Here is a 9,457-nt window from a genome sequence, read left to right on the forward strand (position 1 = left end):
GAGCGGACACAGCGCTCCGCGGCCGCGGCCGTCGTACGGGCGGGTGCCTACACGGTCGGCCGCGGGGGCGTCCCGTCGTCGGTGCCGGGCGCGCGGCCGGGGCCGGTGCCGGGCGTGCCGTCGGTGCCGGGCGCGCGGTCGGTGCCGGGCGTGCCGTCGTCCTTGTGCCCGATCCGGTCGATGGCGTCCTTGGCCTTGCCGGTGCCGGACTGGATCTTGTCGCTGTACTTGCCCTTGGTCTTCTCGTCGACCAGCTTCGCGGCCTTGTCCAGGCCCTGGTCGATCTTGTCCCCGTGCTGCTGCGCGAGGTCCGAGACCTTGCCCTTGGCCGGGCCCAGCTTGGCCTTCAGTGAATCCAGGAAGCCCATGGGGCACCTCTCCGTGTCCGTGTCCTGCCTACCTGCGGGTGGTCTTCCCGGTCTCGTTGTCCGTATCCGGGGCCTTCGCGCCCGGGCCGGCGTCCGCGGCGGTGTCGGCCGACTGCTGCCGAGGGATCTCCACGACCTCCACGACCTCCGCGACGGCTTCCGTCCCCTCCGGGTCGGCCTCCTGGGAGGCAGACCCCTCCGGGACGGTCACTCCCGCGACGGCCACCCTCGTCACCGTCCCGTCCGCCTCGGCGCTCTCCGCCGCCTCGGACCCGGTCGCGGCGGCCTCGGTGACGTCCACCGCCGACTGCTCCGCCGACTGTTCCGTCGTCCGCTCCACCGGCTGTTCCACCGGCTGTTCCAGCGACTCCTCCATCGACTGCTTCTTCCGGCGAAACCTTGAGAAAACGCCCATATCCACTCCTCAGCCTACTCGTCGGGGGGTGCCGTGCGGGTGAACCACGGCGGGAAACGGCCGAGAACGCGACCCGGAGCGACCGGGCGCGCGGCCGGAACCACGCAACGGGCAACGAACCCCCCACCCCCCTGTCACGTCGCTCGTTCGGGGACGGCCCCGGAGGTTTGCGAGACTGGGGCGGTGAGAAGCGCAGCTCCCGCACCGCGGGTCATCGCCGTCGTCGGCCCCACGGCGGCCGGAAAGTCCGATCTGGGTGTGTTCCTGGCCCAGCAGCTCGATGGCGACGTCGTCAACGCCGACTCGATGCAGCTCTACCGCGGGATGGACATCGGCACCGCCAAACTGACACCGGAGGAACGCGGCGGCGTCCCCCACCACCTCCTCGACATCTGGGACGTCACCGAGGCCGCCAGCGTCGCCGAGTACCAGCGCCTCGCCCGCGCCGAGATCGACCGGCTGCTCGCCGCAGGCCGCACCCCCGTCCTCGTCGGCGGTTCCGGCCTGTACGTACGCGGTGCCGTGGACGCCCTGGAGTTCCCCGGCACCGACCCCGAGGTCCGGGCCCGGCTGGAGGAGGAGCTGGAGGAGCGCGGCTCCGGCGTCCTGCACGCCCGGCTCGCCGCGGCCGACCCCGAGGCCGCACGCGCGATCCTCCCCAGCAACGGCCGCCGGATCGTCCGGGCCCTGGAGGTCATCGAGATCACGGGCAAGCCCTTCACCGCCAACCTCCCCGGCCACGAGTCCGTCTACGACACCGTCCAGATCGGTGTCGACGTCGCCCGGCCGGAGCTGGACGAGCGGATCGCCACCCGCGTGGACCGCATGTGGGAGGCCGGACTCGTCGACGAGGTCCGCGCCCTGGAGGCGCTCGGACTGCGCGAGGGGCGCACGGCCTCCCGCGCGCTCGGCTACCAGCAGGTGCTCGCGGCGCTCGCGGGGGAGTGCACCGAGGACGAGGCACGCGCCGAGACCGTGCGCGCCACCAAGCGCTTCGCCCGCCGACAGGACTCGTGGTTCCGCCGTGACCCGAGGGTCCACTGGCTCAGCGGTGCCGCCGAACACCGCGGGGAACTCCCGAGAGAGGCGCTGTCGTTGGTCGAACGAGCGGTTACAGCCTGATCACGTGATGGCATCGGGACGCCCTGCCCGTCATTTCCGCGGTCGTGAGCGTGCCATCATCGAGCATCGATCGACCAAGTGGAGTCCGAGTTGGGAGGGCGCGTGGCGATGGAGGCCGGCCCTCGCGACAGAGAACAGCACGAGTCGGTCCCCGGGAGTGCCCCGGGGCTGACCCCCGACGGTCCCGACGACGCCGAGGGCTCCGCGGTCGAGATCGCCGACGAGGTCGAGGTCGAGCTGCGCCCGAGGCGGCTGCTGAGGTTCTGGCAGCTCGCCCCGATCATCGGGCTCGCCGCCGTCGGCTCCCTGATGTTCGCCTTCCCGCTCGCCTTCGGTTACGGGGACGGCGGCGCGGTCGTCGCCATGCTGGGGCTGCTCATCAGCTTCTGCGCCGCCGGCTGGGGCGTCATGGCCGCCCGCAAGGTCGGCTACACCTGGCCGGGGCTGCCGCAGCGCGGCTCCGGCGAGCGGCCGGACTGGCGGGTCCTCACCCTGTACGTGACGACCATCGCGGTCCTCGTCGCCCTCGCGGTCTGGCGCGTCGCCCGCCTCCGCTGACGCCGTCCGGGCCCGCCCCGGGGCCCTTGGCCCGTCCGCCCCGGCGGTCCCGTCCGGCCGGAGGCCCCGGTCCCGTCCCGCCCCGGAGACCCCTGATCCGGTCCGCCCCGGGGGCCAGCCTTCCGGTCCGCCCCGGGGCCCGGCCGTCCGGCCCGCCCTGTGGACGGCCGGAACGGCTGTCCGAGCGGCACCGTACAGTTGATCTCGTGACCAGCACGCAGACCACCCCGCTCCGTTACCTCAAGGGCCACGGCACCGAGAACGACTTCGTGATCGTCCCCGACGCGGAGAACGAGATCGACCTGCCCCCCGCGCTCGTCGCCCGGCTCTGCGACCGCCGCGCCGGTCTCGGCGGCGACGGCGTGCTGCACGTCGTCCGCAGCGAGGCGCACCCCGAGGCCCGCGCCATGGCCGGCGAGGCCGAGTGGTTCATGGACTACCGCAACGCCGACGGCACGGTCGCCGAGATGTGCGGCAACGGCGTCCGGGTCTTCGCCCGCTATCTGGAGCACGCCGGCCACGTCACCGCCGGCGAGGTCGCCGTCGCCACCCGCGGCGGGGTCAAGCGCGTCCACCTCGACAAGGACGGCTCCGTCACCGTCTCCATGGGCCGCGCCGCCCTCCCCGAGGAGGGCGTCACGGTCGCCGTCGACGGCCGCAGCTGGCCCGCGCGCAACGTGAACATGGGCAATCCGCACGCGGTCGCCTTCGTCGAGGACCTCGCCCACGCGGGCACGCTGTACGACGAGCCGCCGTACGAGCCCGCGTCGGTCTACCCGGACGGGGTCAACATCGAGTTCGTCGTGGACCGGGGCCCCCGCCACGTCGCCATGCGCGTCCACGAGCGCGGCGCCGCCGAGACCCGCTCCTGCGGCACCGGCGCCTGTGCCGTGGCCGTCGCCACCGCCCGCCGCGACGGCGCCGACCCGGCCGTGACCGGCGCCCCCGTCACGTACACCGTGGACGTCCTCGGCGGCACCCTGGTCATCACCGAGCGCCCCGACGGCGGGATCGAGATGACCGGTCCGGCCGTCATCGTCGCCGAGGGCACCCTGGAGCCCTCCTGGCTCACCGCCGGCTGACCGTCCGCACCGCCTCCGCCGACTCTCCGGGCGGCCCGCCCGGAGAGCGGAATCGAAACAGTCAACGACTCTCGTGTCGCTCGAATGGGTGATCCGATTCACGCTGGGCGAGAGCGTGACTGCGCCACGTGGTGGGCTCGGTAGCATCAAGCACCGGCCCCCCGGGCTCTCCCCGCCCGTCCACCGCCGGTCGACGTCGCCGGAGGTGCCCCATGAGCGCAGAGGCCACGAACCCCGTGAGCGCGGCCGAGACCGCAGCCACCGACACGGGCGTCCGCAGGCGCGGACGCGCCCGGCTGGACCTGCGGAGGATCGGCCGCGCAGCCCTGCTCGGCGCCACCGCGGGCCCGACCCCGCGCGACCGGCTGCCGGACGCCATCAGCCACGTCGCCGAGGCGCACCGGGCCCACCATCCCGAGGCCGACCTGTCGGTGCTGCGCCGGGCGTACGTCCTCGCCGAGTCCTCGCACCGGGGGCAGTTCCGCAAGAGCGGCGAGCCGTACATCACCCATCCGCTCGCCGTCACCCTCATCCTCGCCGAGCTGGGCGCCGAGACCACCACCCTGACCGCCTCCCTCCTGCACGACACCGTCGAGGACACCGAGGTGACGCTCGACCAGGTGCGCCGCGAGTTCGGCGACGAGGTCGCGTACCTCGTCGACGGCGTCACCAAGGTGGAGAAGATCGACTACGGCGCCGCCGCCGAGCCCGAGACCTTCCGCAAGATGCTCGTCGCCACCGGCAACGACGTCCGGGTCATGTCGATCAAACTCGCCGACCGGCTCCACAACATGCGCACCCTCGGCGTGATGCGGCCCGAGAAGCAGGCCCGCATCGCCAAGGTCACCCGGGACGTCCTCATCCCGCTCGCCGAACGGCTCGGCGTCCAGGCCCTCAAGACCGAACTGGAGGACCTGGTCTTCGCCATCCTCCACCCCGAGGAGTACGAGGCCACCCGCGCGCTCATCGCCGACGCCACCGGCTCCGGGGCGCCGGACACGCTCGCCGCGGTCGCCGAACGGGTCGGCGCCGTGCTGCGCGAGGCGGACATCGCCGCCGAAGTCCTCGTCCGCCCGCGCCACTTCGTCTCCGTCCACCGCGTACGCCTCAAGCGCGGCGAACTGCGCGGCTGCGACTTCGGGCGGCTCCTCGTCCTGGTCGCCGAGGACGCCGACTGCTACGCGGTCCTCGGCGAGCTGCACACCTGCTTCACCCCGCTGATCTCGGAGTTCAAGGACTTCATCGCGGCCCCCAAGTTCAACCTGTACCAGTCGCTGCACACCGCGATCGCCGCGCCCGACGGGGCCGTCGCCGAGGTCCTCATCCGCACCCACCGCATGCACAAGGTCGCCGAGGCGGGCGTCGTGGCCCTCGGCAGTCCTCTCGGCAGTCCTCTCGGCAGTCCTCTCGGCGGTCCCCCCGGCACACCCCCGGATCCGACCGACCTGCCGGGGACGGCGGCGGCCGCCGGGGCCGTCGACGCCCCGGGACGCTCCATGTCCCCCGCGGCCCCAGGGTCCCCCGGACCCCTCGCCTCCCCCGGATCCCTCGCCTCCCCCGGATCCCTCGCGTCTCCCGGGTCCGCCGCGTCTCCCGGGTCCCCCGCGTCCGCCGCGTCTCCCGCGTCCGCCGAGGACGGCGAGCGCACCGACCCCACCCGCCCCGGCTGGCTCGCCCGCCTCCTCGACTGGCAGGAGTCGGCGCCCGACCCCGACACCTTCTGGAGCTCGCTCCGCGCCGACCTCGCCGAGGACCACGAGATCACGGTCTTCCGCGCCGACGGCGGGACGCTCGGCCTGCCCGCCGGCTCCACCTGTGTCGACGCCGCCTACTCCCAGCACGGCGAGGCCGCCCACGCCTGCCTCGGCGCCCGCGTCAACGGCCGCCTCGCCCCCCTGGGCACCGTCCTCTCCGACGGCGACACCGTGCAGCTGCTCCTCGCCCAGGACACCGGCTCCGGGCCCTCCCCGGAGTGGCTGGACCACGCCCGTACCCCCGCCGCGCGGATCGCGATCACCGCCTGGCTCCAGGCGTATCCGGAGGCCGCGGCCCCGCCCGCCGCGGCCCCCCGCCCCCCGCTCAGCGTCGCCGCCGACCGCGACTCCCGTGCCGAGCTCCACGCCGACCTCGACGGTGCCCCGCCGGCCCCGGTCCGCCCGGCCGGCTGCTGCACCCCGGTACCCCCCGACACGATCACCGGCTTCCGGGTCCGGGGCGGCGCCGTCACCGCCCACCGCACCGGCTGTCCCGCCGTGGACGTCATGCGGCGCCTGGGTCGCGCCGCCGTTCCCGTCCGCTGGGGCGACGCCGCCCATTGCCGGGTCACCCTGGTAGCCGAATCGTTCGGCCGCCCCGGCCTGCTCGCCGATCTCACCGAGGCCATCGCCACCGCCGGCGCCGAAGTGGTCTCCGCCACCGTCGAGCCGCCGAGCGAGCAGCGGGTCCGCCACACGTACACCCTCCAACTGGCCGACGCCGCCGAGCTCCCCACCCTCATGCGCGCCATGCGCGAAGTCCCCGGCGTCTACGACGTGTCCCGGACCCACCGCCTCTGACACCGCCGCCCGCGGGCCGGCCGGCGTCGTCCACCACCCGCCACCGCCGCGCACCGGTGACACCTTCGAGTGGCGGGTGCGCGCGTCGGCCGGGGGTGCGGGGCGGGGCACTGGTAGCCCTGGCCCATGGCGCACACTTCCCCGCCCCTCCCGCCTGCCCCCACCACCGCCGTCACCGCGGGCCCCGGCGCCCCGGCGACCGACGCCCCGCCCGCCACCGGCACCCCCCGGCGGCCGGGCCGCCGGCCCTGGCTGCGGACCGCCGGGCTCGTCGCCGCCGGCGCCGGGCTGGTGGCCGCCGCGCTGCCCGTCCCCGCCCCGCTCGGGATCGGCGACCCGCTCTTCCCGCACCTCGGGAACCCGGGGTACGACGTCCTCGCGTACGACATCGACCTCACCTACTCCGGGGTGAACACCGAGCCGCTCGCCGCCGTCACCCGCGTCGACGCCCTCGCCACCGCCGACCTCGACCGGCTCCACCTCGACTTCACCCACGGCACGGTCTCCGGGGTCACCGTCGACGGCGTGCCGGCCGGTTACGAGACCAGCGGTGAGGACCTGGTCGTCACCCCGGTCGTGCCGATCGACGCCGGCGAAGCCGTCACCGTCACCGTCCGCCACACCAGCGACCCCACCGGCCCCGCCGCGAACGGCGGCTGGGTGCGCACCTCCGACGGGCTCGCCATGGCCAACCAGGCCGACGCCGCCCACCGCGTCTTCCCCTCCAACGACCACCCCTCCGACAAGGCCGCCTTCACCTTCCGGATCACCGCCCCGAGCGAACTGACGGCCGTGGCCAACGGCCTGCCCGCCGGCCGCGCCGACCACGGGGCCACGACCACCTGGACCTACCGCGTCCGCCACCCCATGGCCACCGAACTGGCCCAGGTCTCCATCGGCAGCTCCGCCGTCCTCCACCGCACCGGCCCGCGCGGCCTCCCCGTCCGGGACGTGGTCCGCGCCCAGGACCGGGAGGCGATGGAACCCTGGCTGCGCAGGACCCCCGGCCACCTGGAGTGGATGGAGGGCAAGGTCGGCCCGTACCCCTTCGAGACGTACGGAGTGCTGATCGCCGACGCCACCACCGGATTCGAGCTGGAGACCCAGACCCTCTCCCTCTTCGAGCGGCGGCTCTTCACCGACCCCCGCTTCCCCGAGTGGTACGTCGACGCGGTCATGGTCCACGAGCTGGCCCACCAGTGGTTCGGCGACAGCGTCTCCCCGCGCAACTGGTCCGACCTGTGGCTCAACGAGGGACACGCCAGCTGGTACGAGGGGCTGTACGCCGACGAGACCGCCGGAAAGTCCCTGGAGCAGCGCATGAAGGCGGCGTACGCGGCCTCCGACGGCTGGCGCGCGAACGGCGGGCCCCCGGCGGCGCCCCGCCCGCCCGCGCCCGGGCAGAAGATCAGCCTCTTCCGGCCCGTGGTCTACGACGGCAGCGCGCTCGTCCTCTACGCCCTCCGGGAGACCATCGGCACCGAGGCCTTCGACCGGCTGCAGCGCCGCTGGGTCGCCGCACACCGCGACGGGACCGCCTCCACCGCCGACTTCACCGCCCTCGCGGCAGAGGTCTCCGGGCGGGACCTCGACGCCTTCTTCGCCGGCTGGCTGTACGGGGAGAAGACCCCGCCGATGCCCGGCCACCCGGACTGGCGCAGCCTTCCCGCGAAGGACACGGCCCGCTGAGGAAACCCGGGTGACGGGCGCCCGGCGGCCGTGTCACCATTTTCGGGTCGGCGACGCGGCCGGCCGGGAGTTCCCCCGGGGAATCTTCCGCAGCCGCCGCACGTTGTACCCACACCATCGTTTCCACCGACGTAAGGATCCAATGACCTCCTCTTCATCCCCTTCCCAGGACGAGCAGAGCTTCGCGCAGTCGCGCCGCACCGAGAGCCTTCGGGCCGATGCCCTGATGGAAGAGGACGTCGCCTGGAGCCACGAGATCGACGGAGAGCGGGACGGCGAGCAGTTCGACCGCTCCGAGCGCGCGGCCCTGCGCCGTGTCGTGGGCCTCTCCACCGAGCTCGAGGACGTCACCGAGGTCGAGTACCGGCAGCTGCGCCTGGAGCGCGTCGTGCTCGTCGGTGTCTGGACCTCGGGGACCGTGCAGGACGCCGAGAACTCCCTCGCGGAGCTCGCTGCCCTCGCCGAGACGGCGGGCGCCCTCGTCCTCGACGGCGTGATCCAGCGCCGCGACAAGCCGGACCCGGCGACCTTCATCGGTTCCGGCAAGGCCCAGGAACTGCGGGACATCGTCGTCGAGACCGGTGCCGACACCGTCGTCTGCGACGGCGAGCTCAGCCCCGGCCAGCTCATCGCCCTCGAAGACGTCGTCAAGGTCAAGGTGGTCGACCGGACCGCGCTGATCCTCGACATCTTCGCCCAGCACGCCAAGTCCCGAGAGGGCAAGGCGCAGGTCGCCCTCGCGCAGATGCAGTACATGCTGCCGCGACTGCGCGGCTGGGGTCAGTCGCTCTCCCGGCAGATGGGTGGCGGCGGCGGTGGCGGCATGGCCACCCGTGGTCCCGGTGAGACCAAGATCGAGACCGACCGGCGCCGCATCCGCGAGAAGATGGCGAAGATGCGCCGGGAGATCGCCGAGATGAAGACCGGCCGCGACATCAAGCGGCAGGAGCGGCGCCGTAACAAGGTGCCGTCGGTCGCCATCGCCGGATACACCAACGCCGGCAAGTCCTCGCTGCTCAACCGCCTCACGGGCGCCGGAGTCCTGGTGGAGAACGCGCTGTTCGCCACCCTCGACCCGACCGTCCGCCGGGCCGAGACGCCGTCCGGCCGGGTCTACACCCTGGCCGACACCGTCGGCTTCGTCCGGCACCTGCCGCACCACCTGGTCGAGGCCTTCCGCTCCACCATGGAGGAGGTCGCCGACGCCGACCTCATCCTGCACGTGGTGGACGGATCGCACCCCGTCCCGGAGGAGCAGCTGGCCGCCGTCCGCGAGGTCTTCCGCGACGTCGGCGCGGTGAACGTGCCGGAGATCGTGATCATCAACAAGGCCGACGCGGCCGACCCGCTGGTCCTCCAGCGGCTGCTCCGCGTCGAGAAGCACTCCATGGCCGTCTCCGCCCGCTCGGGCGAGGGCATCGAGGAGCTGCTCGCCCTGATCGACCGCGAGCTGCCGCGCCCGGAGGTGGAGATCGAGGTCCTCCTGCCCTACACGCAGGGCGGTCTCGTCTCCCGCGTCCACGCCGAGGGCGAGATGCTCTCCGAGGAGCACACCGCCGAGGGCACCCTGGTCAAGGCCCGGGTGCACGAGGAACTGGCGGCGGCGCTCGCGCCGTACGTCCCCGCCGCGCACTGAGCCCGGACCGTACGAAGACGCCGGCCCCCTCC

Annotated in this window: 8 protein-coding genes; 6 read left to right on the forward strand and 2 right to left on the reverse strand. The window is 73.8% G+C overall.

Translation table 11 applies throughout. From position 1 onward, the window contains the following. Positions 1 to 47: 47 nt before the first annotated feature. Together ACFQ8C_RS35250 and ACFQ8C_RS35255 are read right to left on the reverse strand one after the other, a co-directional pair. The gene (locus ACFQ8C_RS35250) at positions 48 to 368 is read right to left on the reverse strand and encodes an antitoxin (protein WP_383465784.1); all 321 of its coding nucleotides are present in this window, start codon (positions 366 to 368) and stop codon (positions 48 to 50) included. Positions 369 to 396: 28 nt separating this feature from the next. Further along, positions 397 to 744: a hypothetical protein gene (locus ACFQ8C_RS35255; RefSeq protein ID WP_383465786.1), complete on the reverse strand. Its 348-nt coding sequence runs from the start codon at positions 742 to 744 to the stop codon at positions 397 to 399. A gap of 222 nt (positions 745 to 966) precedes the next feature. Between ACFQ8C_RS35255 and miaA the strand changes: the two genes are divergently transcribed. The 6 genes from miaA (at position 967) to hflX (ending at position 9,425) form a co-directional block, all read left to right on the forward strand. Further along, complete coding sequence (miaA, locus tag ACFQ8C_RS35260; RefSeq protein WP_383465788.1) at positions 967 to 1,905, forward strand: tRNA (adenosine(37)-N6)-dimethylallyltransferase MiaA; 939 nt, start codon at positions 967 to 969, stop codon at positions 1,903 to 1,905. A 108-nt stretch (positions 1,906 to 2,013) separates the two neighbouring features. Continuing rightward, positions 2,014 to 2,463 (forward strand): hypothetical protein, encoded by a 450-nt coding sequence (locus ACFQ8C_RS35265; RefSeq protein WP_383465796.1) that lies wholly within the window; start codon positions 2,014 to 2,016, stop codon positions 2,461 to 2,463. Between the two features lie 206 nt (positions 2,464 to 2,669). Continuing rightward, the gene (dapF, locus tag ACFQ8C_RS35270) at positions 2,670 to 3,545 is read left to right on the forward strand and encodes a diaminopimelate epimerase (RefSeq protein ID WP_383465790.1); all 876 of its coding nucleotides are present in this window, start codon (positions 2,670 to 2,672) and stop codon (positions 3,543 to 3,545) included. 212 nt (positions 3,546 to 3,757) lie between these two features. Continuing rightward, entirely contained in the window at positions 3,758 to 6,100 is a 2,343-nt protein-coding gene (locus ACFQ8C_RS35275) for a RelA/SpoT family protein (RefSeq protein ID WP_383465791.1), read from the forward strand. Positions 6,101 to 6,226: 126 nt separating this feature from the next. After that, positions 6,227 to 7,789: a M1 family metallopeptidase gene (locus ACFQ8C_RS35280; protein ID WP_383465792.1), complete on the forward strand. Its 1,563-nt coding sequence runs from the start codon at positions 6,227 to 6,229 to the stop codon at positions 7,787 to 7,789. Between the two features lie 142 nt (positions 7,790 to 7,931). Then, positions 7,932 to 9,425 (forward strand): GTPase HflX, encoded by a 1,494-nt coding sequence (hflX, locus tag ACFQ8C_RS35285; RefSeq protein ID WP_383465794.1) that lies wholly within the window; start codon positions 7,932 to 7,934, stop codon positions 9,423 to 9,425. Positions 9,426 to 9,457: the final 32 nt, after the last annotated feature.

This window comes from Streptomyces sp. NPDC056503, from assembly GCF_042794995.1.
Classification (GTDB): Bacteria; Actinomycetota; Actinomycetes; order Streptomycetales; family Streptomycetaceae; genus Streptomyces.